23 protein-coding genes are annotated in these 23,838 nt (G+C 63.9%); 15 read left to right on the forward strand and 8 right to left on the reverse strand.

The window, feature by feature from the left end; translation table 11 throughout:
- Window positions 1-6 precede the first annotated feature (6 nt).
- From I6F28_RS29810 to I6F28_RS29825, 4 genes are all read right to left on the reverse strand, one after another.
- Window positions 7-1,080 (reverse strand): branched-chain amino acid ABC transporter permease, encoded by a 1,074-nt coding sequence (locus I6F28_RS29810; RefSeq protein WP_225142516.1) that lies wholly within the window; start codon window positions 1,078-1,080, stop codon window positions 7-9.
- 3 nt (window positions 1,081-1,083) lie between these two features.
- On the reverse strand, window positions 1,084-1,977 hold the full coding sequence (locus tag I6F28_RS29815; protein WP_225142518.1) for a branched-chain amino acid ABC transporter permease: 894 nt from the start codon (window positions 1,975-1,977) through the stop codon (window positions 1,084-1,086).
- Between the two features lie 118 nt (window positions 1,978-2,095).
- Entirely contained in the window at window positions 2,096-4,027 is a 1,932-nt protein-coding gene (locus tag I6F28_RS29820; protein WP_225142520.1) for a long-chain fatty acid--CoA ligase, read from the reverse strand.
- Complete coding sequence (locus tag I6F28_RS29825) at window positions 4,024-4,845, reverse strand: ABC transporter ATP-binding protein (protein WP_225142522.1); 822 nt, start codon at window positions 4,843-4,845, stop codon at window positions 4,024-4,026. The genes I6F28_RS29820 and I6F28_RS29825 overlap by 4 nt, the downstream gene beginning before the upstream one ends.
- 333 nt (window positions 4,846-5,178) lie before the next feature.
- Here I6F28_RS29825 and I6F28_RS29830 point away from each other — a divergent pair, with 333 nt between their 5' ends.
- From I6F28_RS29830 to I6F28_RS29845, 4 genes are all read left to right on the forward strand, one after another.
- Window positions 5,179-5,859, forward strand: a complete 681-nt coding sequence (locus tag I6F28_RS29830; RefSeq protein ID WP_225135812.1) for a Crp/Fnr family transcriptional regulator — start codon at window positions 5,179-5,181, stop codon at window positions 5,857-5,859.
- A 115-nt stretch (window positions 5,860-5,974) separates the two neighbouring features.
- Window positions 5,975-6,589, forward strand: coding sequence for a helix-turn-helix transcriptional regulator (locus I6F28_RS29835; protein ID WP_158644890.1), 615 nt, complete (start codon window positions 5,975-5,977; stop codon window positions 6,587-6,589).
- Window positions 6,590-6,650: 61 nt separating this feature from the next.
- Window positions 6,651-6,869, forward strand: coding sequence for a DUF4287 domain-containing protein (locus I6F28_RS29840; RefSeq protein ID WP_036015710.1), 219 nt, complete (start codon window positions 6,651-6,653; stop codon window positions 6,867-6,869).
- Between the two features lie 9 nt (window positions 6,870-6,878).
- Window positions 6,879-7,280, forward strand: coding sequence for a DoxX family protein (locus I6F28_RS29845; RefSeq protein WP_370058344.1), 402 nt, complete (start codon window positions 6,879-6,881; stop codon window positions 7,278-7,280).
- Window positions 7,281-7,299: 19 nt separating this feature from the next.
- Here I6F28_RS29845 and I6F28_RS29850 read toward each other — a convergent pair whose 3' ends face one another.
- Complete coding sequence (locus I6F28_RS29850) at window positions 7,300-8,562, reverse strand: MFS transporter (protein WP_225142524.1); 1,263 nt, start codon at window positions 8,560-8,562, stop codon at window positions 7,300-7,302.
- Window positions 8,563-8,686: 124 nt separating this feature from the next.
- Window positions 8,687-9,529, reverse strand: a complete 843-nt coding sequence (locus tag I6F28_RS29855) for a uroporphyrinogen-III synthase (RefSeq protein ID WP_225142526.1) — start codon at window positions 9,527-9,529, stop codon at window positions 8,687-8,689.
- A 141-nt stretch (window positions 9,530-9,670) separates the two neighbouring features.
- Between I6F28_RS29855 and purU the strand changes: the two genes are divergently transcribed.
- Complete coding sequence (purU, locus tag I6F28_RS29860) at window positions 9,671-10,534, forward strand: formyltetrahydrofolate deformylase (protein WP_036015720.1); 864 nt, start codon at window positions 9,671-9,673, stop codon at window positions 10,532-10,534.
- Between the two features lie 72 nt (window positions 10,535-10,606).
- Here purU and I6F28_RS29865 read toward each other — a convergent pair whose 3' ends face one another.
- Window positions 10,607-10,888 (reverse strand): hypothetical protein, encoded by a 282-nt coding sequence (locus tag I6F28_RS29865; RefSeq protein WP_036015722.1) that lies wholly within the window; start codon window positions 10,886-10,888, stop codon window positions 10,607-10,609.
- Window positions 10,889-11,464: 576 nt separating this feature from the next.
- Here I6F28_RS29865 and I6F28_RS29870 point away from each other — a divergent pair.
- From I6F28_RS29870 to I6F28_RS29895, 6 genes are all read left to right on the forward strand, one after another.
- A complete protein-coding gene (locus I6F28_RS29870; protein WP_036015725.1) occupies window positions 11,465-12,643 on the forward strand; it encodes an ABC transporter substrate-binding protein in 1,179 nt (392 codons plus the stop codon).
- A gap of 203 nt (window positions 12,644-12,846) precedes the next feature.
- Window positions 12,847-13,716, forward strand: a complete 870-nt coding sequence (locus I6F28_RS29875) for a branched-chain amino acid ABC transporter permease (protein ID WP_036015727.1) — start codon at window positions 12,847-12,849, stop codon at window positions 13,714-13,716.
- 8 nt (window positions 13,717-13,724) lie between these two features.
- On the forward strand, window positions 13,725-14,753 hold the full coding sequence (locus tag I6F28_RS29880; protein WP_036029893.1) for a branched-chain amino acid ABC transporter permease: 1,029 nt from the start codon (window positions 13,725-13,727) through the stop codon (window positions 14,751-14,753).
- The gene (locus I6F28_RS29885) at window positions 14,750-15,505 is read left to right on the forward strand and encodes an ABC transporter ATP-binding protein (protein WP_036043305.1); all 756 of its coding nucleotides are present in this window, start codon (window positions 14,750-14,752) and stop codon (window positions 15,503-15,505) included. Before I6F28_RS29880 ends, I6F28_RS29885 begins: the two co-directional genes overlap by 4 nt.
- Window positions 15,498-16,214, forward strand: a complete 717-nt coding sequence (locus I6F28_RS29890; RefSeq protein ID WP_225142534.1) for an ABC transporter ATP-binding protein — start codon at window positions 15,498-15,500, stop codon at window positions 16,212-16,214. The genes I6F28_RS29885 and I6F28_RS29890 overlap by 8 nt, the downstream gene beginning before the upstream one ends.
- Window positions 16,215-16,233: 19 nt before the next feature.
- Complete coding sequence (locus I6F28_RS29895) at window positions 16,234-17,352, forward strand: cobalamin-independent methionine synthase II family protein (RefSeq protein WP_036015736.1); 1,119 nt, start codon at window positions 16,234-16,236, stop codon at window positions 17,350-17,352.
- A gap of 160 nt (window positions 17,353-17,512) precedes the next feature.
- Here I6F28_RS29895 and I6F28_RS29900 read toward each other — a convergent pair whose 3' ends face one another.
- Window positions 17,513-17,659: a hypothetical protein gene (locus I6F28_RS29900; RefSeq protein WP_157784118.1), complete on the reverse strand. Its 147-nt coding sequence runs from the start codon at window positions 17,657-17,659 to the stop codon at window positions 17,513-17,515.
- 318 nt (window positions 17,660-17,977) lie between these two features.
- Here I6F28_RS29900 and I6F28_RS29905 point away from each other — a divergent pair, with 318 nt between their 5' ends.
- The 4 genes from I6F28_RS29905 to I6F28_RS29920 all read left to right on the forward strand — a co-directional run bounded on the left by I6F28_RS29905 (window position 17,978) and on the right by I6F28_RS29920 (window position 23,755).
- Window positions 17,978-19,333 carry a hypothetical protein gene (locus I6F28_RS29905; RefSeq protein ID WP_225112032.1) on the forward strand — a complete coding sequence of 452 codons (1,356 nt, stop codon included), beginning with the start codon at window positions 17,978-17,980 and terminating at the stop codon, window positions 19,331-19,333.
- Between the two features lie 60 nt (window positions 19,334-19,393).
- Window positions 19,394-20,590: a methionine adenosyltransferase gene (gene metK / locus I6F28_RS29910; RefSeq protein ID WP_128266405.1), complete on the forward strand. Its 1,197-nt coding sequence runs from the start codon at window positions 19,394-19,396 to the stop codon at window positions 20,588-20,590.
- Between the two features lie 123 nt (window positions 20,591-20,713).
- The gene (ahcY, locus tag I6F28_RS29915; RefSeq protein WP_036015760.1) at window positions 20,714-22,135 is read left to right on the forward strand and encodes an adenosylhomocysteinase; all 1,422 of its coding nucleotides are present in this window, start codon (window positions 20,714-20,716) and stop codon (window positions 22,133-22,135) included.
- 159 nt (window positions 22,136-22,294) lie between these two features.
- A complete protein-coding gene (locus tag I6F28_RS29920; protein ID WP_225142535.1) occupies window positions 22,295-23,755 on the forward strand; it encodes a flavin-containing monooxygenase in 1,461 nt (486 codons plus the stop codon).
- The last annotated feature ends 83 nt before the right edge of the window (window positions 23,756-23,838 follow it).

Consider the following 23,838-nt stretch of genomic DNA (forward strand, 5'->3'; position numbering starts at 1 on the left):
CCGTGCTCAATGCGAGAACGGGTAGAGTTTCCAATACGCCTTGATCTGTCGCCAGCGATGCGCGAGCCCATCGGGCTCGAACATCAGGAATGCGATGATGATCACCCCGATCGCGATCTCGCGCAGAAAGGTGATGTTGGTGTTGAGCGAGAGCGCCTTGTCGATCGCGCCGCCCTTCAAATGATGGCTGATGAACTCCATCGCCTCGGGCAGCAGCACCACGAAGGCGGTGCCCATCAGCGTGCCCATGATCGAGCCGGTGCCGCCGATGATGATCATGGCCAGGAACAGTATTGAGCGCTCGATGCCGAAGCCTTCCTGGGAGACCACGAGCTGATAGTGCGCGTAGAGCGCGCCCGCGATGCCGGCGAAGAAGGCGGCGAGACCGAACGACAGCGTGCGGTACCTGGTGAGGTTGATGCCCATGATCTCGGCGGAGAGATAATGGTCGCGGATCGCCACCAGCGCGCGGCCATCGCGCGTGCGCATCAGGTTGGTGACGAGGATGTAGCTCAAGAGCACATAGGCCAGCACGACGTAGAAATATTGCCTGTCGCCCCGCAGCGTGTAGCCGAAGATCGAGAACGGCTCGGCGCTCGCCGGCACCGAGCCGCCGGAGAACCACTCGGCGCGCGAGAAGAAGTCGAGCAGGATGTATTGAGCGGCCAGCGTTGCAATGACGAGGTAGAGTCCCTTCAGCCGCGCCGCGGGGATGCCGAAGATCAATCCAACCAGCGCCGTCACGAGTCCCGCGAGCGGGATCGCGAAGAACACCGGGATCGGCGCATTATTGGAGATGTAGGCCGAGGTGAAGGCGCCGAGCAGGAAGAAGGCCGCGTGTCCGATCGAGATCTGGCCGGTGAAGCCGACCAGGATATTGAGGCCGAGCGCCGCGATCGAGAAGATGCCGATCTGGATCAAAATGCTGAGCCAGTAGCCGCTGAAGAGTTGCGGCGCGAGGCAGAGCAGCGCGACGCCCAGAAACGCGAAGTTGCGGCTGGTGGTGGTCGGGAAGATCGTGGTGTCCGCGGCGTAAGTGGTGCGGAAATCACCAGCGGGAATGAGGGCAGGGCCGGCCATGGATCAGATCCGCTCGATGTCGTGGGTGCCGAACAGGCCGTAGGGCTTGATCATCAGCACGATGATGAGAACGTAGAACGGCGCGATCTCGTAGAGATTGCCCCAGTGCAGATACTCGCTGTCGACATATTGGGCGACGTTCTCCAAAAGCCCGATGATGATGCCGCCGAGCACCGCGCCGCCGACGGAATCGAGCCCGCCGAGGATCGCCGCCGGAAACACCTTGATGCCGTAGGCAGCAAGGCCCGAGGACACGCCATTGACGACGGCGACGACGACGCCGGCGACCGCCGAGACGGTCGCCGAGATCGCCCAGGCCATCGCGAACACGCTCTTGACGGAAATGCCGAGCGACTGCGCCACCTGCTGGTTGAACGCGGTGGCGCGCATCGCAAGGCCGTACTTCGACGCGCGGAAGAACCAGGCCATGCCGATCATCATCGCGACCGACACCACGAGGCTCATGACGTAGACGGTCTGGATCTGCAGTCCGAACAGGTCGACCGACTGGCTCTCGAACACGCGCGGGAACGGCTGCGGATTGACGCCGAACATCCATTTCAGCGTCGCCTGCAGCACGGTGGAGAGGCCGATCGTCACCATGATCACCGAGATGATGGGCTCGCCGATCATCGGCCGCAGGATCAGCACCTGCACCGCGACGCCGAACACGAACATGAACACCAGCGTGATCGGCATGCCGATCCAGAACGGCACCTGGTATTTCGCCAGCAAGGCCCAGCACACCCAGGCGCCGACCAGCAGCAATTCACCTTGCGCGAAGTTGACGACCTGCGTCGCCTTGTAGATCAGCACGAACGACATCGCGACTACGCCATAGAGCGTGCCGACCACGAGGCCGTTGACCAGGAGCTGGATGAGGAAGGCGGTGTTCATGTTGGGTGACTCAGCCCGTCATTGCCGGGCTTGACCCGGCAATCCATCGATGAGGAAGGAAGACTGTTCGGAAGAGGATGGATGTGCGGGTCAAGCCCGCGCATGACGAGGATCTGTATCACTCCGCAGCCTCCGCCATGTGCCCGTGCCCGCCGAGGTCCACCACCCGCAGCGTCGTTCGCACCCGCTGCGTGGTGCCGTCCTGGAAGCGGATCACGGTGTCGACGGGGATGTCGGAATCGCCGCGGTAGATGGCGTCGATGATGCCGGCGTATTTCTCGTTGATGACGCCGCGGCGCACCTTTCGCGTCCGGGTGAGCTCGCCGTCGTCGGCGTCGAGCTCCTTGTAGAGCAGCAGGAAGCGCGAGATGCGCTGGGCCGGCGGCAGCGTGGCGTTGACGGTCTCGACCTCCTTCTGCAGCAGCGCGTAGACCTCCGGCCGTGAGGCGAGGTCGCTGTAGGTCGTGAAGGAGAGGCGGTTCTTTTCCGCCCATTTCGAGATGATGGAGTAGCGGATGCAGATCATTGCCGCGAGCGCGTCGCGGCCGGCCCCAAGCACCACAGCTTCGGCGATATAGGGCGAGAATTTCAGCTTGTTCTCGATGAATTGCGGCGAGAAGCGCTCGCCGCGGGAGGTCTCGGCGAGATCCTTGATGCGGTCGATCACGACGAGCTGGTGGTTGGCGTTGAAATAGCCGGCGTCGCCCGAGCACATCCAGCCGTCCTTGATGTCGGCGACGCTGGCCTCGGGGTTCTTGTAGTAGCCGAGGAACATGTTGGGGTGCCGCACGACGATCTCGCCGACGCCGTGGACGTCGGCATTGTCGATACGGATCTCGACATTGTCGGCCATCGGTACGCCGGTGGTATCAGGATCGACCTTGCCCTCGGGATGCAGCGTGTAGGCCCCGAGCAGCTCGGTCTGACCGTAGAGCGTGCGCAGCGGCACGCCCATGGCCTGGAAGAACTTGAAGGTGTCAGGCCCGAGCGCCGCACCGCCGGTCGCGGCCGAGCGCAACCGGGTGAAGCCGAGGCGATCGCGCAGTGCGCGGAACAGGATCGCGTCGGCAAAGCCCGAGCGCTTGCCCTGTTCGAGCGCGGCAAGGCCCGACTTCATGCCGATGTCGAACAGGCGCTGCTTGAAGGGCGTTGCGTCCATCACCTTGGCACGGACGTCGGCGGCAATCGATTCCCAGACGCGGGGCGCGAACAGAACGAAGGTCGGTGCGATCTCGCGCAGATCGTTCATCATCGTGTCCGGCTCTTCGACGAAGTTGATCTTCATCCGGCAGAGCAGACCTTTGCCGAGCACGTAGACCTGTTCCATGATCCAGGGCAGCGGCAGCACCGACACGTATTCGTCATCGGGACCCTTGGGGTCGAAGGCGAGATAGGTGGCGCAATGGCCGAGCACGCGTCCGGCGGCGAGCATCGCGAGCTTCGGATGCGAGGTGGTGCCCGACGTCGTGCAGAGAATCGCGACGTCCTCGCCCTCGGTGGCATCGACCAATCTGTCGTAGAGTTCCGGCTCGCGTGCTCCCCGCGCGCGGCCGAGCTCGGCGAACTTCTCCGCCGGCATCAGGCGCGGGTCGTCGTATTTCCGCATCCCACGCGGATCGGAATAGATGATGTGCTTCAGCTTCGGCACGCGCTCTGCAAGGATGAGCAGCTTGTCGACCTGCTCCTCGTCCTCGGCAAAGACCAGCTGCGCCTCGCCGTAGTTGAGGAGATAGGAAGCTTCCTCGTCCAGGACGTCGCGATAGAGCCCGAGGCTGAGGCCGCCAATGGCATGCGTCGCAACTTCTGCCGCGACCCAGTCGGGCCGGTTGTCGCCGATGATGGCGATGACATCACCGCGGCCCAGGCCGAGCTCGATGAGGCCGAGCGCGAAATCGCGCACGCGGGCCTGATAGTCGTTCCAGGTGAAGATGCGCCAGAGCCCGAGATCCTTCTCGCGCATTGCGATCTCGTTGCCGTGCTCCCTGGCATTGAGCCGGAGCATCTTCGGATAGGTGTCGGCCTGCGCGACGCGGCCCGCATAATCCATCATGCCGCGCTCTCCTGCGCCGGAGAGGCATCATCGGGATCGACAAGCACCTCGTCCTCTTCGCCGAGATAGGCACGCCTGACGTGCGGATCGGCGAGCACTGTCGCCGGATCGCCCTCGGCGATCTTCTTGCCGAAATCCAGCACCATGACGCGATGCGAGATATCCATCACCACGCCCATGTCGTGCTCGATCATCACCACCGTCATCCCGAACTCCTCGTTGAGATCGACGATGTAGCGGGCCATGTCTTCCTTCTCCTCGAAATTCATGCCGGCCATCGGTTCGTCGAGGAGGATCAGGCGCGGCTCCAGCGCCATAGCGCGGGCGAGCTCCACGCGCTTGCGCAGGCCGTAGGGGAGGGTGCCGGCGGTGGCCTTGCGCACCGGCTGCAGATCGAGAAAGTCGATGATCTCTTCCACCTTGCGACGGTGCTCGAGCTCCTCCTTGCGCGCGCCGGTGAGCCAGTACAGCGAGCCCGTGAGGAAATTGTTCTTCAAGAGGTGATGGCGGCCGACCATGATGTTGTCGAGCACGCTCATGTGGTGGAATAGCGCGAGATTCTGGAAGGTGCGGCCGACGCCGAGCGAGGCGCGGGCATTCGGCGTCAAGCCGGTGATGTCGCGGTCCTGATAGAACAGCTGGCCTTCGGTCGGCTTATAGCGACCGGAAATACAGTTCACGATCGAGGTCTTGCCGGCGCCGTTGGGGCCGATGATCGAGAACAGCTCGCCTTCCCTGATGGCGAAGCTGACGTCGGTCAGCGCGCGGACGCCGCCGAATCGTAAGGACACGCCGCGCACTTCGAGACTGGTAGCCACCAAACGAATCCCTCCCGGTGATGGCGCTTGATTGGCGCTCTTCCGTTCCTGTCAGGCGATCCTAGTACGGTCGTGCCGGCCAGACCATGCAGCTATTGGTCTCGACCGGACCGGCGCCACCTTCGTTCCCGTGAGGGATCAAAAGCCGCATCGCCCGAGGTGGTCCTCAATAGGGGAAAGCGCTATTTTGAAATGTCTCCGGCCTGACAATTCTGCGACAAAGTTGTCGGGCCGAGCGGGTCTTCATCTTTCGTCGGATGGATGGCTGAAGCGATTCTGTTGCAGTGCAACAGGAGCATGGGGTGACTGAACGGTGCGGCTGGCTTCGAGATCATGATTTCAGAGGATCATCTGAAGCGCATTGCCGCCTGGTCGCGTGAGCTCACACCAGCCGAGATCGAGGTCGCGCGCGCCGGAATTACGGAACGGTCCTACGGCACCGGCGAGAGCGTGTTCATGCGCGGTGATATCTTTGCCTATTGGGCCGGCATGGTGCGCGGCCTTGCCCGCATGGGCGGGGTCTCGCGCGACGGCAAGGAGACCAGCCTTGCCGGGCTGACGGCAGGGGCCTGGTTCGGCGAGGGCAGCGTGCTCAAGAACGAGCCGCGCCGCTACGACGTGGTCGCGCTGCGCGACAGCCGCATCGCGCTGATGGAACGCAGCGCCTTCATGTGGCTGTTCGAGAACAGCGTCGGCTTCAACCGCTTCCTGGTGCGCCAGCTCAACGAGCGGCTGGGCCAGTTCATCGGCATGCTCGAGGTCAACCGCACGCTCGATGCCACCGCGCGCCTCGCCCGCAGCATCGCCTCGCTGTTCAACCCGATCCTCTATCCGGAATCGACCGCGCATCTGGAGATCACCCAGGAGGAGATCGGCGCGCTCTCCGGCATGTCCCGCCAGAACGCCAACCGCGCGCTGAACCGGCTGGAGAAGGAGGGGCTGCTGCGGCTGGAATATGGCGGGGTCACGATCCTCGATATCGCGCGGCTCGGGAGCTACGGGGAGGAGCGATGATCTGCGCATTCCCGGTGCTTCCGTGCTCATAGAGTTCGACCATCGCGCGTCGGACTCGCCTTACGTCGAGCGGGTATGGCGCAGCCGGAGCCGGCGTGGCGGCTCGTTCCTGTCGATGGCCGAGGGAAATATCGAGCTTGTGGTCACCAGGCTCCCGGAGCTTCTGGCGGTGACGCTCCGAGGGCCGGTCACCCGCGGGACACTCGTCGAATGTCCCGCGAGCGGCGAATGGCTCGCGATCCGGTTTCGGCTGGGAACCTACCTGCCGGAGATACCGACGAGCGCACTGATCGACCATCAAAACATGCAGTTGCCGGTGCTGCCCAACGGCCGTTTTCTGTTTTCGGGTCTGAGCTGGGACATTCCAGGCTATGACGATGCGGAAAGTCTCGTCGCTCGCATGGCGCGCGCGGGTGTCATCGCACGCAGCCACGCGACCGATGCTGCGATCGACGGCGACGTCGACTGGATGAGCCGGCGTTCGGTTCAGCGCCACTTTCGCCGCGTTACGGGCATGACGTTCAGCAGCCATCAGCAGATCGAGCGGGCGCGTCGCGCCGCGGCCTTGCTGGTGAGCGGCAGCTCCGTTCTGGACGCGACATCGGGCGCTGGCTATTTCGATCAGGCCCATCTTACCCGCTCGGTCAGGCAACTGATCGGCATGACGCCTGCGCGCCTCTCGCGCGAGCGGCCGCAATTGTCGTTTTCATACAAGACGACTACGTCCTGATCGCAATATGCCTGGATCGCTCCGGCCGCGCTGGTGGAGCAAACATCGGAGGAGCGCTGCGGTGAGTTTTAAGGCCTATCTCGACAATATCCAGGCCAAGACCGGCAAGAGCCCGGACCAGTTTCGCAAATGGGGCAAGGACCGGGGTTTTTCGACCGGGGCGGGATTGGCCGCCGGCGTGAAAGCGGGTGCCATCGTGGCCGCGCTCAAGGACGAGTTCGGCCTTGGCCATGGCCATGCGATGGCCATCGTCGCGCTTCTCAAGGGGAAGGCGTCGTAGGTGATGACGATGTCCAAGTCGAGACATGTGGCCGGCTCCGTCATGAGCGGGCTCGTGATTGCCTTCATGCTGTTTGATGCCGGGATGAAGCTCGTCCCGCTGGACGTCGTGATCAACGCGACCGCCGAGCTCGGCTATCCCCCGTCGGCCGATCTGGCCCGCGCGCTGGGCGTGGTGGCGCTGGCCTGCACCGCGCTCTACGGCCTCCCGCGAACGGCCGTGCTCGGTGCGATCCTGCTGACCGCCTATATGGGCGGCACGGTGGCTGTTCACTTGCGGGTCGGCAACCCGCTCTTCAGCCATATGCTGTTCGGCGTCTATCTTGCTGGTCTTGCCTGGGGCGGTCTCTATTTGCGCGATTCGCGGGTGGCGGCGTTGCTTCCTCTGAGATCGCCGCCGGTGGAGGTCTGACGTCGTTACGGGGACGCCGTCATCGCGCATTGGCCGGCGCGTGCGCCGGCCACAGATCGGCGCGCCAGCGGATCGCGATTGCCAGCATCGCGACGAATCCTGCGCCGGCATAGAGCGAGCCCGTCGCGGAATAGCCGATGACGTCGATCAGGCTGCCGGCCGCGAGCAGTCCGATCGGCAAGCCATAGATCACCATCATGCGCACGCCCATGACACGGCCGCGCAGATGTGCGCTCGCGGTGCGCATCAGGATGACGGCAGCCGAGATCATCGACATGCTCTGGGCGATACCGGCGAGGACGAGGCAGGCCATCGCCACCGGCATCGTCCTGACCTCGACGAACACCAGCAGCATTGCGTACCAGGCCAGCGTTGCGCCGATCAGGAGCCGGGCAATGCGTACGCCACTGACCAGGCTGAGCGTGATGGAGCCGATTAGCGAGCCGACGGCGAAGCTCGCCGAGAGATATCCGAGGCCGGTCTGATCAGTGTGAAAGATCTCCCGCGCGATGTAGGGCAACAATCCGCCCGTGAAAGGAAATGCGGTGAGATTCGCCAGAAAAGCGACGCACAGCGCCGCGCGCATTGCCGGCCCGTTCCAGGCATAGACGATCCCCTCTTTGAGGTCGCCAAGCAGCCGCGAAACGGTGTGGCTGCTTGCGGGAAGATCGCTCGTGGCGACGGTCCTTTTCGGCTGGGTCAGGCAGAGCATGAGAAGCGCTGCCGTGAAGTAAAGGCAGGCGATCGCCACATAAACGAGGCCGATACCGAGCACGGCGAACAGCCCGGCCCCCGTCAACGCTCCGGCAATGCGCGCGCTGTCCTGGGTCGTGCGCGCAACACTGATGGCGCCCACCAGCTGCTCGGCCGGCATGATATCGGCGAGCAGCGCGCCGCGAACGCCGAGATCGGAGGGGCGGATCAAGCCCATGATCGTGACGATGATCATGACGCTCAGCGGCGACAGATGACCGCTCAGCGCGAGGACCATGATGGTCGACGACAGCGCCGTATAGGCAAGGCGCATGACGACCAGGAGATCGCGATGGCCGATCCGGTCGCCGATCATGCCGAACACGGGCGCGACCAATGTTCCGACGAACTGGAGTGAAGCCAGCAGCGTGAGCAGCAGCACCGAGCCGGTCTCGACGATGACGTACCAGCCGAGCACCAGCGTCTCGACCTCGAAGGCCCAGGAGGTGAGCAGATCGGACGGCCACTGGAAGCGGTAGTTGCGGATGCGGAATGGCGCGAGCGCCGAAGGTCGTGCAGTGGCGCTCACGACGCGATGACGCGTGTCACGGCGATTTCCTTAACCTTGTTGTTTCTTCTTGCTGTGGCGCAACCTAACGCTGGCGATGCCGGTGTCAATCGCAGTCGCCGCAGGCCGCCCCCGCGCTCGGCTCTTACCTCGCCGCGCTGGCCGCTTTCCTGTCGGCCAACGCACTTGCCATGGCCGAGATCAGAGGACGCATGAAATAGGCTTCGTCGGCGGGCGAGACGTCCGCGCGCAAGCCATGCGCTGCTAGCTCGCCGGAAACGGCCGGGCCGACCGATGCGATCAGCGTGCGTTCGAGACCTGCGCGCAGCTTCGTCTCGCTGCCGCGCGCCTTGGCAACCTCGATCAGCCGGCGGACCTGGCCGAGATTGGTCAGGGCGATCGAGTCGATGCGTCCCTCTGCCATGTCGTCAATGGCGGCGACGATGTTGGCATCGGCAGCCTTGGAATCGTAGACGTAGGGCAGCACCGTATCGACGTCGGCGCCTTGCGCGGCCAGCGCGCCGGTCAGCGCGCTATGATCCTTGTCGGGATAGAGCTGCAGACCGAGGCGCCGCCCCTTCAGGTCGAGTCTGGCCAGCATCTCGATCACGCCTTCGGTGGTCGGCTTCTCCGTGGTCTGCTGCGTCTCGAGGCCGATCTCGCGCAGCGCCTTGCCCGGCTTCGGGCCTCGGGTGAACTTGCGCGCCTGGGCGAGCGCCGCGACAAGGGCAGCGTCGAGCCCGCGGGCGCGGGCGAGCTTCATGATGCGGCGCAGGCCTTCGCCGGTCATCAGCACGAGATCGTCAAAGGGCTTGTCGATGGCACGGCGAATCCAGGCCTCGACTGGAGCCGGGTCCGGCGCATCATGGATGGTGAACATCGGGCATTGCACGACCTCGGCGCCTTGCTCGGCCAGAAGCTTGGAAAACTGCGCCTCCTCGCGCGTTTCCAGGATCAGGATGCGGTAGCCGTTCAAGCGGTCGGCCATGGGTATGCTCCGTTGAGAATTCGCAATTGTCCGTTCATCCTGACTCCGCGGTTGGGATTGGCGCAAGGGCGGGTCGGTGCTAGAGCAGGGCGCAATCCGCTGGATCGTTCCGCTGCACAAACCTTCATCAAGAGCCGAGCCTTGCCCGACCATCAATACGTCCTGACCCTGTCCTGTCCGGATCGCCCAGGCATCGTCTCGGCGGTCTCGACGTTTCTCGCTCATAACGGACAGAACATCCTCGACGCCCAGCAGTTCGACGACGTCGAGACCAAGAAGTTCTTCATGCGGGTGGTGTTCACAGCGGCCGATCTTGCCGTGGAACTCGCGGCACTGCAGACCGGCTTCGCCGCGATCGCCGAGCGTTTCGGCATGGAATGGCAGATGCGCGACCGCGCTGCGCATCGCAAGGTGATGCTGCTGGTGTCGAAGTCCGATCACTGCCTGGTCGACATCCTCTATCGCTGGCGAACCGGCGAATTGCCGATGATTCCGACCGCGATCGTCTCCAATCACCCGCGCGAGGTCTATGCCGGGCTCGATTTCGGCGGCATCCCCTTCCACCATTTGCCCGTCACCAAGGAGACCAAGCGCGAGCAGGAGACACAGATCATGGACCTCGTCGGCAAGACGAAGACCGATCTGGTGGTGCTCGCCCGTTACATGCAGATCCTGTCCGACGATCTCTCGGCAAAGCTGTCGGGGCGCTGCATCAACATCCACCACTCATTCCTGCCGGGCTTCAAGGGTGCCAAGCCCTATCACCAGGCCCATGAGCGCGGGGTCAAGCTGATCGGCGCCACCGCGCATTACGTCACGCGCGACCTCGACGAGGGCCCGATCATCGACCAGGACGTCGAGCGCATCAGCCATCGCGACACGCCGGAAGATCTGGTCCGCAAAGGCCGTGACATCGAGCGCCGCGTGTTGGCCCGGGCCATCCGCTACCATCTCGACGACCGCGTCATCCTCAACGGCCGCAAGACCGTGGTGTTCGTGGATTAGCGAATGGGGGACGAATGGTGAGTGGAGGGGGAGCGCGCCCTATTCGCTACTCCCTGTTCGCCATTCGCTTCCTCAGCGCCCCGCGCCAGCCGACGTCGTCCCCGTCGCGCCCTTCTGGGCCTGTTCTTCCTTCTCGCGATCGGTCGCCGGCATCAGCCGCTTGCGCTCGCGCTCCTTCATGTAGGCATCGTATTGCGGCGTGCCGGGCCGCGGCGGCGCATCAGCGGGCAGGCCGCCGGCCCATTGCGGGACGTAGTCGCCCATCCCGGCGGAGAGCTTCTCGTTGACCGTCCCGCAGCCTGCGAGATTGAGCAGGGCGAGTGCGGCGGCGATCGAAAGCGAGCGAGAACGCATGAATATCTCTGGTCGTGCCCCCGACGGGGCGCGGATGGTGGAGCGCCATAGGCGTTAGCGGCAACCATATCTCTCAATAGGTAAAATTGGCCTATTCGAGGGAGGGCAAAGCTGTATACAGAGAAGGTATTATAATAGGCATATTTTGTACTTGATGAGGTCGCCGCTGTTGGTACGGTATACACCGGGTATTTGTCATTGGACGGATCGTAGGACGGGGCATGCCACGGACGCACTTAAGATGTCCGGATTCTGCAAATGAGAGACTGAATCCTCCATCCCCGGTGTGGTGCGGCCCTCGTAGGGTGGCAAAGCCATCGCCCTCCGGCCCAGTGTCACAGGGCTTTTTCGTTGACAGGACCATTTCATTTGTACAATCGTACAAATAGCTCTCCGCCGTTGTTGAGGCAGATTGCGCGGCTTGCGCCGAATGGTCGCCCAACGTTCGATTGACAACGGGGTTACAGAGGACGCCATGTGGCCGCACGGCATGGCTTGTCCGTGAGTGAAGCGCGGCAAGGACCGGGTACTCGGTCCGCCACACAAGAGGTGAGGAATGAAGGGGAGGGACATCTGATGTTCGAACGCAGGATTTTTTTACGCACCGCAGCGGTCGTTGCGATCGCGGGCCTCGCGGCCGTCGCGCCTGCCAAGGCGCAAGACACGGTCAAGATCGGGCTGATCCTGCCGATGACCGGCGGCCAGGCCTCGACCGGCAAGCAGATCGAGAACGCGATCAAGCTCTACATGCAGCAGAAGGGCGACACCGTCGCCGGCAAGAAGATCGAAATCATCGTCAAGGACGACGCGGCGATCCCGGATAAGACCAAGACTGCCGCGCAGGAGCTGATCGTCAACGACAAGGTCAACTTCATCGCCGGCTTCGGCGTGACGCCGGCCGCGCTCGCCGCCGCGCCGCTGGCTACCCAGGCCAAGATTCCTGAAGTCGTGATGGCGGCCGGCACCTCCATTATCACCGAACGTTCGCCCTATATCGTGCGCACCAGCTTCACGCTGGCGCAGTCCTCGACCATCATCGGCGATTGGGCGGTGAAGAACGGCATCAAGAAGGTCGCGACGCTGACCTCGGACTACGCGCCGGGCAATGACGCCCTCAATTTCTTCAAGCAGCATTTCACGGCCGGCGGCGGTGAGGTGGTCGAAGAAGTCAAGGTGCCGCTGCAGAACCCCGACTTCGCTCCGTTCCTGCAGCGCATGAAGGACGCAAAGCCGGACGCGATCTTCGTGTTCGTGCCGGCGGGCCAGGGCGGCAACTTCATGAAGCAATATGCCGAGCGTGGCCTCGACAAGGCCGGCATCAAGGTGATCGGGCCGGGCGACGTCACCGACGACGATCTGCTCAACAACATGGGCGACGCCGTGCTCGGCACGGTCACCGCGCATCTCTATTCCGCGGCGCACCCCTCGCAGATGAACAAGGATTTCGTCGCGGCCTACAAGAAGGCCTTCGGCAACCGTCCGGGCTTCATGGCCGTGGGCGGCTATGACGGCATCCACCTGATCTACGAGGCGCTGAAGAAGACAGGTGGCGACACCAACGGCGACAAGCTGATCGAGGCCATGAAGGGCCAGAAGTGGGAGAGCCCGCGCGGTCCGATCTCGATCGACCCCGAGACCCGCGACATCGTGCAGAACATCTACATCCGCAAGGTCGAGAAAGTGGATGGCGAACTCTACAATGTCGAGTTCGCGACCTTCGAGGCTGTCAAAGATCTCGGCAAGACCAAGAAGTGACGCGCGAAAGCGCGTCATCCCGGGGCTCTCCTCACCTCTCCCGCCTGCCCTGCGGGAGAGGTCGACGCGGAGCGCCGGGTGAGGGTTCTCTCGTCGTCGGGAATCCTCCAAGTGGAAAGACCCTCTCCCCAACCCTCTCCCGCAAGCGGGAGAGGGAGTGCAGCACGGCCCTTGGCCACACTTGAGATGACCCTCGACTGCTGATGACCGCAATCCTCACCAACCTGTTCGATGGCGTCGCTTACGGCATGCTGCTGTTCGTGCTCGCCTGCGGGCTCGCGGTCACGCTGGGCCTGATGAACTTCGTCAATCTCGCCCACGGCGCCTTCGCGATGGCGGGGGGCTATATCTGCATGGTGCTGGTCAACCGGATGGGTTGGCCGTTCTTCGCCGCTTTGCCGCTCGCTTTCGTCTCCTCGGCTGCAATCGGCATCGCGCTCGAACGGACGCTGTACCGTCATCTCTACGCCCGCAGCCATCTCGACCAGGTGCTGTTCACGATCGGCCTGACCTTCATGTCGGTGGCAGCCGTCGATTACATCCAGGGATCCTCGCGGGTCTTCATCAATTTGCCCGCCGCGCTCCAAGGCCAGTTCGATCTGTTCGGCGTCGGCATCGGCCGCTACCGGCTGATGATCATCGTGATCTGCGGCCTGCTGACCATCGCGCTTCAAATGGTTCTGGCGAAGACGCGTTTCGGCAGCCGCCTGCGGGCGGCGGTCGATGACCCCCGCGCCGCGAGCGGTCTCGGCATCAACGTGCCGCAGGTGTTCGCTTTCACCTTTGCCTTCGGTTGCGGGCTCGCCGGCCTCGGCGGCGCGCTCAGCGCCGAGATCCTCGGCCTCGATCCGTATTTCCCGCTGAAGTTCATGATCTACTTCCTGATCGTGGTCACCGTCGGCGGCTCCTCCTCGATAACGGGCCCGTTCCTCGCCTCGCTGCTGCTCGGCATCGGCGACGTCGCCGGCAAATATTACGTGCCGAAGATGGGCCCCTTCGTGATCTACACCATCATGATCGTGATCCTGATCTGGCGCCCGAACGGCCTGTTCGGCCGAACGGCCGCGCGTTGAGTTCACCGATGAGCGCTGCTTCCGACGTCGGCTACCATGCCCAGCGCCAGGCGCGCTGGCACTACGGCGAAATCGCCTTCTGGCTGATCGTGCTGGCCTGCGGCTTCGCATTTCCGTCGCGCTATCTGATCATGACTGACATCCTGCGCCTCGCGCTGTTCGCGATGTCGCTCGATCTCATCCTCGGCTATGCCGGCATCGTTTCGCTGGGCCATGCCGCCTTCTTCGGCGTCGGCGCCTATGCCGCGGGGCTGCTGGCGCTGCACGGCATCGTCAAGGAGCCCGTGCTGGCGCTGATCGTCGCCGGCCTTGCCGCCATGGTGCTCGGCTTTGCCACCAGCTTTCTGGTGATCCGCGGCGTCGACCTGACGCGCCTGATGGTGACGCTCGGCATTGCGTTGCTGCTGGAAGCGCTCGCCGAGCGCTTCTCCAATATCACCGGTGGGACCGACGGCCTGCAGGGCATCGAGATGCAGCCGATCTTCGGCGAGATCCCGTTCGACATGTTCGGCAAGGCCGGCTTCTTCTATTCGCTCGCCGTGTTGTTCCTGCTGTTCCTGTTGGCCCGCCGCGTCGTGAATTCCCCGTTCGGCCTGTCGCTGCGCGCCATCAAGAACAATCCTCTCCGCGCCGCAGCCATTGGCATTCCGGTCAACCGCCGCCTGGTCGCGATCTATACGCTGGCTGCGTTCTATGCCGGCATTGCGGGCGCGCTGTTCACCCAGACGACCGCGATCGCCTCGCTCGACGTGTTCGCCTTCGAGCGCTCCGCGGACCTGATGCTGGTGCTGGTGATCGGCGGTACCGGCTATCTCTACGGCGGGCTGGTCGGCGCGGTGATCTTCCGCCTGCTCCAGGAATTGTTCTCGACCATCACGCCGCAATACTGGCAGTTCTGGATCGGCCTCGTGCTGGTCGTGATCGTGCTGGTCGGCCGCCAGCGCCTGCATCGCTGGGTGCTGTATGTGCCGAACCTGATCATCAGGCGGATTGCGGGGCGCAAGGCGATCGTTGCCGTGCCGGAGAGCGATTCATGACAATCGCGCTCGAAACCCAAAATCTCGAGAAGCAGTTCGGCGGCCTGCGCGTCACCCGCGATCTGTCTTTGAAGGTCGAGCAGGGCGCCCGCCACGCGCTGATCGGCCCGAACGGTGCCGGCAAGACCACGGTCATCAACCAGCTCACCGGCGTGCTGAAGCCGAACGCAGGCCGCATCCTGCTCGAAGGTCAGGACATCACCGATCTGCCGGTGCACAAGCGCGTGCTGCGCGGACTGTCGCGCACGTTCCAGATCAACCAGCTCTACCCGGACCTGACTCCCCTGGAGACCATCGGGCTCGCGGTCTCCGAGCGCCTCGGCCATGGCGGCGACTGGTGGCGACGGATGGGCACGCGCAGTGACGTCAATGGCGAGACCGCCGATCTGCTCTCCCGCTTCCATCTGCTCGACGTCATGAACGAAGAGACCGTGACGCTGCCCTACGGCAAGCAGCGCCTGCTCGAGATCGCGGTGGCCATTGCGGCCAAGCCGCGCGTGCTGCTGCTCGACGAGCCCGCCGCCGGCGTGCCCGAGAGCGAGCGCCACGACATTCTCGCCGTCGTGGGCAGCCTGCCGCGGGACGTCACCGTGCTCCTGATCGAGCACGACATGGACCTCGTGTTCTCCTTTGCTGATCGCATCTCGGTGCTAGTCTCGGGCGCGCTGCTGACCGAAGGCCCGCCCGAAGAGGTCGCGCGCGATCCGCAGGTGAAGGCGGTCTATCTCGGCGAGGAGGCGGTCGATGTCTGACCTGCTCGCGATCGATTCGCTTCGCGCCGGCTACGGCGAGGCGGTGGTGCTGCCGAAGATGACGCTCCGTCTCGCCGAAGGACAGGTGCTGGCGCTGCTCGGGCGCAACGGCACCGGCAAGACCACGCTGATCAACTCCATCGTCGGCGTCACGCGCTGCTTCGCAGGCTCCATTGCGCTGGCCGGCACCGATGTCACGGCGATGCGGCCCGACCAGCGGGCGCGCGCCGGCATCGGCTGGGTGCCGCAGGAGCGCAACATCTTCCGCTCGCTGACGGTGGAAGAGAACATGACCGCCGTAGCGCAGCCCGGTCCCTGGACGGTCGAGAAGGTGTACGAGATGTTCCCGCGGCTGAAGGAGCGGCGGAGCAATTTCGGCAACCAGCTCTCCGGCGGCGAGCAGCAGATGCTGGCGATCGGTCGCGCACTTACCCTCAATCCGAAAGTCCTGCTGCTGGACGAGCCGATGGAGGGCCTTGCGCCCATCATCGTCGAGGAACTCTTGAAGGCGATCGGGACCATCACCCGGTCCGGAGGTATCTGCTCGATCATCGTAGAGCAGAATGCCCAAAAGATTCTGGGGCTCGCCGATCGCGTTGTGATATTGGAGCGCGGAACGATCGTCCACGACGCTCCGAGCGCCGCGCTGAAGACCGACCCCTCTGTCCTGGAGCGCCATCTCGGCGTCGCCGGGGCGGCGGCCCACTAAGATGTCCAGGGAGTAACACATGCAGCGAACCACAGCCCCCTTCCGCGCCGACGAGGTCGGCAGCCTCCTGCGTCCGCTCAAGATCAAGGAAGCCCGTAGCCGGCTGGAGAAGGGCGAGATCTCGGCCGACGATCTGCGCAAGATCGAGGACATGGAGATCGAGAAGGTCGTGCACAAGCAGGCCTCGATCGGGCTGAAGCTCGCGACCGACGGCGAATTCCGCCGCTCCTGGTGGCATTTCGACTTCCTGGCCAAGCTCACCGGCTGCGAGCTATTCCATCCCGACACCGGCATCCAGTTCACGGGCGTGCAGACCCGTCACGATGCGGTCCGCGTCATCGGCAAGCTCGACTTTCCAGACAGCCACCCGATGCTGGACCACTTCCGCTTCCTGAAGAAGGTCGCCGACCAGGCTCACGTCACCGCCAAGATGACGATCCCTTCGCCGGCAGTGCTCCACTTCCGCGGCGGACGCAAGTCGATCTCCAAGGACGTCTATCCCGATCTCGACGCCTTCTACGAAGATCTCGGCAAGACCTACCGCAAGGCCGTGAAGGCGTTCTACGACGCCGGCTGCCGCTATCTCCAGTTCGACGACACCGTCTGGGCCTATCTCTGCTCGCAGGACGAATTGCAGAAGGCACGCGAGCGCGGCGATAATCCGGATGGGCTGCAACAGATCTATGCGCGCATCATCAACTACGCGCTGGCGGAGAAGCCGGCCGACATGGTGGTGACGACCCACGTCTGCCGCGGTAATTTCCGCTCGACCTGGATTTCCTCGGGTGGCTACGAGCCGGTGGCCGAGACCATGCTCGCCGGCACCAATTACGACGGCTACTTCCTGGAGTACGACAGCGACCGCGCCGGCGGTTTCGAGCCGCTGCGCTTCCTGCCCAAGGGCAACAAGGTCGTCGTGGTCGGCGTCATCACCTCGAAGTTCGGCGAGCTCGAGAAGAAGGACGACATCAAGCGCCGCCTGGAAGAAGCCGCCAAGTTCGCGCCCTTGGAGCAGCTCGCGCTGTCGCCGCAATGTGGCTTTGCCTCGACGGAAGAGGGCAACATCCTCTCCGAGGAGGAGCAGTGGGCCAAGCTCAGCCTCGCGGTCGAGATCGCGAAGGAAGTGTGGGGGCAGTAAGGCTCCGCCGTTAAGGCTCACCCGTGTCCCGGACGCGCAGCAACGCTCCAGCGTTGCTGCGCAGAGCCGGGACCCATGCTGCTCGACTTGCTGCGCGGAGCTATAGGCCTCAGCTCTGCAGAGCACCGCTGAGAAGCGCTGCGCTGCGTCCGGGCACGAGTCACTTCTCCGCCAGATAGACCCCCACAGAGAGGAGTTCGACCATGGGCACATGCTTGTTCTTCGGGGTCGAGATCACCTTGCCGCGCCTGGCCTTGCCGCGATTGAGCTCGTGCCGCTCGGCGGGCCGTGCCCCTGCACCTCCCACGCGATGATTCCTTCGCAGGCATTGATCATCTTGTCTGCGGCGTCGTGTCCGCCGTGCAGCTCGGCTCGAGCTGATTGCGCGTGCCTACGCGACCGCGGGCGGACCACAGGAGCGCGGCGAGCAGGGCGACCGGGCAGGCGCGCACGGTAAGGAGGCGATCAGAGGAGAAGCGCCAGTTGTTGCTCGGCGGGGCCAGAGTGGGGCGCGGCTCGCGGCCGGAGCAAACTGTGAAGGAGGCGCTTGGATCCGCTATTCCCTCAGTGGGCAGATTTTGCTAGGAGATTGGTCCCAATCCGTCTGCCCACCGATTTCCCACTCATGAAGAACGACGAAATCCTGAGCCAGATCACCGACTTCTGCCGCAAGGCGGACATGGCGGAATCGACGTTCGGCCGGCGCGCGGTGAACGATGGGAAGCTGGTGCACCGCCTGCGCGAGGGAAAGCGCATCACCATCGACACGCTGGAGCGGATCCAGGCCTATATGGCGGCATCGATGGCCGGCGGCGTGCCGCCGCCGCGGGGACTTCAGGTGCCGCCCGAGAAGCGCGATCCACGCGGCAATTTCCGCTTCTTCGAGAACCGCCAGAAATATCTGCTGTTCGTCCACACCTGCAGCGAAAAGCGGGTGATCGCAGACAGGGTTGCCTTGGAGCTGAGCTCCATCCATCCGCGCCCGCCGGCGCTGCGTCTGTTCGACGCCGGCGTCGGCGACGGCACGGTGCTGGCGCGGGTGCTGCGCGCCACGCACCAGCGCTTTCCGCACATGCCGTTCTACGTCGCGGGCAAGGAGCTCAGCCTGGAGGATTTGCGCCTGACGCTGGAGAAGGTGCCGGACCGCATTTTCGAGCACCCGGCATCGGTGTTCGTGTTCACCAACATGTTCTACGCGGAGGCGCCCTGGCTGACCCCGGCATCGCCTGCCGCGGCGGCCGCCACCGTCTGGCACGAGGTGCCGCTCCGCGGCGCTTCATCGGGCGAATTCGAGCAGCAGATCGCGGAGCTGAGGCCGTTTTTGGAGCAGAACTGGCGCGCGGCGATCAGCCCACGCACGGCCATGCCGCTCTACGAGCGGCCGGTGGTCCTCGTGCTCTATCGCGAGGATCACCGGTTCCTGCTCGATTCGACCATTCCGCGGCCAGGCCAGACTGAGGCCAATTTCGACCTCGTCATCGCATCCCAGCCCTATCGGGCCCTGTCATCGGTCAATTTCCGGGCCAAGCGGATCATTGCACCTCTGGCGCGGGCGCTGCGGCCGGGCGGCAGGCTGATCGGTATCCACTCCCATGGGCAGGATCCGGGCATGGAAATGATCCAGGCGATCTGGCCGGGAGAAAATCCTTTCTCAGTCAGCCGTCATGAGCTACTGCGTGCCGTTAAGTATGAACTTGGATCGGTGGGCCGCGACTTAAATTTTAATGCATACGCGGACAATCGTTCGATCTTCAGGTATGATATGGAAGCTCTGCCCAACGAGGTCACCGGCACCATCGGAACCTCGACGGCCTTTGCAGCGTGGAATGCGGCGGTGTATGTCGCTCAGATTGAGGACGACCGATTGACAGAAATGACTCAAAACGGCCGCACTCTGGATGCCGCCAGGGATGTGCTGCGGAAGTACAACGGGCTCTGGTTTCTCGACGAATCCTACGTCATCTCGCGCCGGCGTGATTGACATCATCACAAGTAAACATCGCAAACGCCCGCCGGCTAGCGGCGGAACAAGGGGTTACTGATGCGCGCGTCCTATCTCTTCACCAGCGAGTCCGTGTCCGAGGGCCATCCGGACAAGGTCTGTGACCGGATCTCCGATGAGATCGTCGACCTGTTCTACCGTGAAGGGCCTAAGGCGGGCATCGACCCCTGGCAAATCCGCGCCGCCTGCGAGACGCTCGCGACCACCAACAAGGTGGTGATCGCCGGCGAGACCCGCGGCCCGAAGTCGGTGACCAACGAGCAGATCGAGAGCGTCGTGCGCGGCGCGATCAAGGACATCGGCTACGAGCAGGAAGGCTTCCACTGGAAGACCTGCGACATCGAGATCCTCCTGCATCCGCAATCGGCCGACATCGCCCAGGGCGTCGATGCGCTGCAGCCGGGCGAGGTCAAGGAAGAAGGCGCGGGCGACCAGGGCATCATGTTCGGCTACGCCACCAACGAGACGCCCGATCTGATGCCGGCGCCGATCTTCTACGCCCACAAGATCCTGCGCCTGATCTCGGAAGCCCGCCACTCCGGCAAGGAGAAGGTGCTGGGTCCGGACTCCAAGAGCCAGGTCACCGTGCAGTACGAGAACGGCAAGCCGGTCGGCGTGCGCGAGATCGTCGTGTCGCACCAGCATCTGGTTCCCGACCTCAGCTCGAACCAGGTTCGCGAGATCGTCGAGCCCTATGTGCGCGAGGCGCTGCCGAAGGACTGGATCACCGCGAAGACGATCTGGCACATCAACCCCACCGGCAAGTTCTACATCGGCGGTCCCGACGGCGATTCCGGCCTGACCGGCCGCAAGATCATCGTCGACACCTATGGCGGTGCGGCCCCGCACGGCGGCGGCGCGTTCTCCGGCAAGGATCCGACCAAGGTCGACCGCTCCGCGGCCTATGCTGCGCGCTACGTCGCCAAGAACATCGTCGCCGCCGGTCTTGCCGACCGCTGCACCCTGCAGCTCGCCTACGCCATCGGCGTGGCGCGCCCGCTGTCGATCTACATTGACACCCACGGCACCGGTAAGGTTTCGGAAGACCAGCTCGAGAAGGCCGCCGCCAAGGCGATGGACCTCACCCCGCGCGGCATCCGCACTCATCTCGATCTCAACCGGCCGATCTACGCGCGCACCTCGGCTTACGGCCATTTCGGCCGCACGCCCGACAACGAGGGCGGCTTCTCCTGGGAGAAGACCGACCTCGTCGAGCAGCTCAAGCGCGCGCTCTAATAAACGCGACATCCCGGGGCGCGTACGCGAGCGAACCCGGGATCCTCATCTATCACGTCGAGATTCCGGGTTCGCCTCTTGGAAGTGCCCCGGAATGACGAGTTCAACAACAGGACACTCGCCATGAACGCGAAGCCCGGCTTCACCGATTACATCGTCAAGGACATTTCGCTCGCCGATTTCGGCCGCAAGGAGCTCTCGCTGGCCGAGACCGAGATGCCTGGCCTGATGGCCACCCGCGAGGAGTACGGCCCGAAGCAGCCGCTGAAGGGCGCGCGCATCGCCGGCTCGCTGCACATGACGATCCAGACCGGCGTGTTGATCGAGACGCTCGCCGCGCTCGGCGCCGACATCCGCTGGGTCTCCTGCAACATCTATTCGACGCAGGATCACGCTGCCGCTGCGATCGCCGCCGCCGGCATTCCCGTCTTCGCCGTCAAGGGCGAGACGCTGACCGAGTACTGGGACTACACCGCGAAGCTGTTCGACTGGCACGGCGGCGGTCACCCGAACATGATCCTCGATGACGGCGGTGACGCCACCATGTATGTCCATCTCGGTCTGCGCGCGGAGAACGGCGACACCGCCTTCCTCGACAAGCCCGGCTCCGAGGAAGAGGAAGTATTCTTCGCGCTTCTGAAGAAGCAGCTCAAGGAAAAGCCGAAGGGCTACTTCGCCGGGATCGCCAACAGCATCAAGGGCGTTTCCGAGGAGACCACGACGGGCGTGCATCGTCTCTATGACATGCAGAAGGCAGGCACGCTGCTGTGGCCGGCCATCAACGTCAACGACAGCGTCACCAAGTCGAAGTTCGACAACCTCTATGGCTGCCGTGAATCGCTGGTCGACGGCATCCGCCGCGGCACCGACGTGATGCTGTCGGGCAAGGTAGCGATGGTCGCCGGCTTCGGCGACGTCGGCAAGGGCTCGGCCGCCTCGCTGCGCCAGGCCGGCTGCCGCGTCATGGTCTCCGAGGTTGATCCGATCTGCGCGCTGCAGGCGGCGATGGAAGGCTACGAGGTCGTGACCATGGAAGACGCCGCGCCGCGGGCCGACATCTTCGTCACCGCCACCGGCAACAAGGACATCATCACCATCGAGCACATGCGCGCGATGAAGGATCGCGCCATCGTCTGCAACATCGGCCACTTTGACAACGAGATCCAGATCGCGTCTCTGCGCAATCTGAAGTGGACCAACATCAAGCCGCAGGTCGACGAGATCGAGTTCCCTGACAAGCACCGCATCATCCTGCTGTCGGAGGGCCGCCTCGTGAACCTCGGCAACGCGATGGGCCATCCGTCCTTCGTGATGTCGGCGTCCTTCACCAACCAGACGCTGGCGCAGATCGAGCTGTTCGCCAACAACAAGGACGGCAAGTACGAGAAGAAGGTCTACGTGCTGCCCAAGACGCTCGACGAGAAGGTCGCCCGCCTGCACCTCTCCAAGATCGGCGTCAAGCTCACCGAGCTCCGCAAGGACCAGGCCGACTATATCGGCGTGAAGCAGGAAGGCCCGTACAAATCGGACCACTACCGCTACTGAGCCACCGGTTCGACCAACCATCGACGCAAAGCCCCGGAGCGATCCGGGGCTTTGTTGTTTCGGGGCATGGAATTCAACTCGCTTTGCAGTTGCGGTACGTTGATTGCCGATTGACGGCCAGCAGCGGCAGGCGGACAATCCGCCCCGGCGGAGGAAACCATGCAACAAGAACATTTCGACGTGCTGATCGTCGGCGCCGGGCTATCAGGCATCGGCGCCGGCTATCATCTGCAGACCAAGTGTCCGGCCAAGAGCTACGTCATCCTCGAGGGACGCGATTGCATCGGCGGCACCTGGGACCTCTTCCGCTATCCCGGCATCCGCTCTGACAGCGACATGTTCACCCTCGGCTATTCGTTCAAGCCGTGGACCGATCCGAAGGCGATCGCCGACGGGCCGCAGATCCTGAACTACGTGCGCGAGACTGCTAGCGAGAACGGCATCGACAAGCACATCCGCTTCCACCACCGCGTCAAGCGCGCGGCGTGGTCGACGCCGGATGCGCGCTGGACCGTCGAGGCCGAGCGCATCACGGGCGAGGGCGCGACCGAGCTGGTGCGCTTCACCTGCAACTTTCTATTCATGTGCTCAGGCTATTACAAATACGAAGCGGGCTATACGCCGGAGTTCAAGGGCGCCGCTGATTTCGCCGGCCGCATCGTGCATCCGCAGAAATGGACCGAGGACATCGACTACGCGGGCAAGCGTGTCGTCGTGATCGGCTCGGGCGCGACAGCGGTAACGCTGGTGCCGGAGCTCGCCAAGCAGGCGGAGCAGGTCACCATGCTGCAGCGCTCGCCGACCTATGTGGTGTCGCGGCCGGCGCAGGATCCCGTCGCCAACAAGCTGCGCCGCAACCTGCCGGCGAAGTTCGCCTATCACCTGATCCGCTGGCGCAACGTGATGTGGGGGATGTTCTTCTTCCAGCTCAGCCGGCGCAGGCCGGCGAAGGTGAAGGATCTGATCCTCAAGGGCGTGAGAATCGCGCTCGGCCCGGACTACGACGTCGCGACCCACTTCACGCCGCGCTACAATCCCTGGGACCAGCGGCTGTGCCTCGTGCCCGATGGCGACCTCTTCAAGGCGATCCGCGAGCAGCGCGCCAGCGTCGTCACCAGCGAGATCGAGACCTTCACGCATGATGGCATCCGTCTGAAGGACGGCCGCGAGCTGGCGGCCGACATCATCGTGACGGCGACCGGGCTGGTGCTCCAGGTCGCCGGTGGCCTCGAGGTCAGCGTCGACGGCCGCTCCGTCGATTTCGCCAACACGCTGACCTACAAGGGCATGATGTATGCCGACGTGCCGAACATGGCCTCGGCCTTCGGCTACACCAACGCGTCCTGGACGCTGAAATGCGACCTAACCTGCGAATATGTCTGCCGCCTCATCAATTACATGGACCGGCACAATTTCCGCCAGTGCATGCCGCACAACGATGATCCCACCATCACCGCGCAGCCTTCGCTCGATTTCACCTCGGGCTACGTGCAGCGCTCGATTGCCAAGATGCCGAAGCAGGGCTCGAAGCGGCCCTGGCGGCTCCACCAGAACTACGCGCTTGACATCGTCTCGTTGCGCTTCGGTCGGATCGACGATGGCGTGATGCAGTATTCCTGATCTTGCTACGTAGGATGCCGGGATAGCCTCGCGTTCGCTTGAGACGAATCACGACTTGCGGTAGTATTTCTGCGCTGCAAGAA

Origin of the sequence: Bradyrhizobium sp. NBAIM14 (assembly GCF_020193895.1) — a bacterium.
GTDB lineage: Bacteria > Pseudomonadota > Alphaproteobacteria > Rhizobiales > Xanthobacteraceae > Bradyrhizobium > Bradyrhizobium yuanmingense.

Coding starts and splice junctions, on each gene's coding strand:
- I6F28_RS29810 (WP_225142516.1), bottom strand. CDS start 1,080: ATGGCCGGCCCTGCCCTCATTCCCGCTGGTGATTTCCGCACCACTTAC.
- I6F28_RS29815 (WP_225142518.1), bottom strand. CDS start 1,977: ATGAACACCGCCTTCCTCATCCAGCTCCTGGTCAACGGCCTCGTGGTC.
- I6F28_RS29820 (WP_225142520.1), bottom strand. CDS start 4,027: ATGATGGATTATGCGGGCCGCGTCGCGCAGGCCGACACCTATCCGAAG.
- I6F28_RS29830 (WP_225135812.1), top strand. CDS start 5,179: ATGATTTCAGAGGATCATCTGAAGCGCATTGCCGCCTGGTCGCGTGAG.
- I6F28_RS29835 (WP_158644890.1), top strand. CDS start 5,975: ATGGCCGAGGGAAATATCGAGCTTGTGGTCACCAGGCTCCCGGAGCTT.
- I6F28_RS29845 (WP_370058344.1), top strand. CDS start 6,879: ATGTCCAAGTCGAGACATGTGGCCGGCTCCGTCATGAGCGGGCTCGTG.
- I6F28_RS29855 (WP_225142526.1), bottom strand. CDS start 9,529: ATGGCCGACCGCTTGAACGGCTACCGCATCCTGATCCTGGAAACGCGC.
- I6F28_RS29865 (WP_036015722.1), bottom strand. CDS start 10,888: ATGCGTTCTCGCTCGCTTTCGATCGCCGCCGCACTCGCCCTGCTCAAT.
- I6F28_RS29870 (WP_036015725.1), top strand. CDS start 11,465: ATGTTCGAACGCAGGATTTTTTTACGCACCGCAGCGGTCGTTGCGATC.
- I6F28_RS29875 (WP_036015727.1), top strand. CDS start 12,847: ATGACCGCAATCCTCACCAACCTGTTCGATGGCGTCGCTTACGGCATG.
- I6F28_RS29880 (WP_036029893.1), top strand. CDS start 13,725: ATGAGCGCTGCTTCCGACGTCGGCTACCATGCCCAGCGCCAGGCGCGC.
- I6F28_RS29885 (WP_036043305.1), top strand. CDS start 14,750: ATGACAATCGCGCTCGAAACCCAAAATCTCGAGAAGCAGTTCGGCGGC.
- I6F28_RS29890 (WP_225142534.1), top strand. CDS start 15,498: ATGTCTGACCTGCTCGCGATCGATTCGCTTCGCGCCGGCTACGGCGAG.
- I6F28_RS29895 (WP_036015736.1), top strand. CDS start 16,234: ATGCAGCGAACCACAGCCCCCTTCCGCGCCGACGAGGTCGGCAGCCTC.
- I6F28_RS29905 (WP_225112032.1), top strand. CDS start 17,978: ATGAAGAACGACGAAATCCTGAGCCAGATCACCGACTTCTGCCGCAAG.
- metK (WP_128266405.1), top strand. CDS start 19,394: ATGCGCGCGTCCTATCTCTTCACCAGCGAGTCCGTGTCCGAGGGCCAT.
- ahcY (WP_036015760.1), top strand. CDS start 20,714: ATGAACGCGAAGCCCGGCTTCACCGATTACATCGTCAAGGACATTTCG.
- I6F28_RS29920 (WP_225142535.1), top strand. CDS start 22,295: ATGCAACAAGAACATTTCGACGTGCTGATCGTCGGCGCCGGGCTATCA.